This window comes from Rhodosalinus sp. K401 (assembly GCF_041365735.1).
In the GTDB taxonomy this organism is placed as follows: Bacteria; Pseudomonadota; Alphaproteobacteria; order Rhodobacterales; family Rhodobacteraceae; genus Rhodosalinus.
On record NZ_JBGFSI010000044.1, the window covers coordinates 1 to 939 of the forward strand.

The 939-nt window shown below is 68.4% G+C and carries 1 protein-coding gene; it reads right to left on the reverse strand.

The window, feature by feature from the left end; all coding sequences use genetic code 11:
- Positions 1-939, reverse strand: a 939-nt coding sequence (locus tag AB6A66_RS17445; RefSeq protein WP_371056899.1) for a major capsid protein, incomplete at both ends; no start/stop codon positions are given.

The following is a 939-nucleotide window of genomic DNA, read 5'->3' on the forward strand; positions in this document are numbered from 1 at the left end:
GCTCTCGATCTCCAGCCGCACCCATTCGTCGCGGTCCCGGTCCGGGATCATGCGGGCATAGAGCGGCAGGCCCACGGTGTTGACCGTCTCGAATGTGTCGGCGGGGGCGTAGTAGATCTCGAACAAGCCCTCGACGCCTTCGGGGTAAAAGTACGCCTTGTCGGTGGGCACGCCGAAGCCGAGGCCCCCGCGGTAGCGGCGGAAGGTGATGCCGCCGAAGCTGACCTCCTCGCCCACGCGCCCGCGCAGATCGGCCGCGGCGGCGGTGTTGAGGTAGGTCTCGCGCACCTCCTTGTGGGCCACCAGATCGGCGAAGAACGCCGAGCCGCATTCGGCGCGGATCTGCACCTGACCGGCGGCGAGACCGCCAAGGCTGTCCTCGACGCTCTCGATCAGCGCCTGGCAGCGCTTGCGCAGCGCGCCCGAGGCGGGGCTCGTGTTGTCCAGATCGAAGTCGACCTCCGCCGCCGGGGTGATGCCGAACTCGGCGTGGTAGTCGATCACCGTCGCGCCGTCCTTCGGGTCCTTCACCACGCCCTGGATGCCGTTGAAGAGGTGGAACTCGAAGGTGGCCTCGGCGTCGTTGCGCAGGCGCCCGAGCTTGCGCGCCACCTCGGCCTGGACCTGCTGGACGGCGGTCTCGGACCCGAAGTCGCGGATGGACTGGATTTCCGAGGCCCAGAGCACGTCCTGCTTCTTGAACTGCCGGCAGACGAAGGCACGCATCTCGCGGCGTTCGGGGATCTGGGACTGGTAGGCCGAGCCCCGCTCCGAGAAGGGGATCAGCGAGAGCGTGCCGTCTCGGCTCTCGATCATCACGGTGCGCGAGCGCACGCCGCGGGCGCCGAAGAGGTTGGCGCCCGACAGGATCGCGGGCTTGTAGGGGATGGTCTCGAGCGCGCGAGTGAGCTCGACGATGGTGAAGGCATCGCCTTCGAA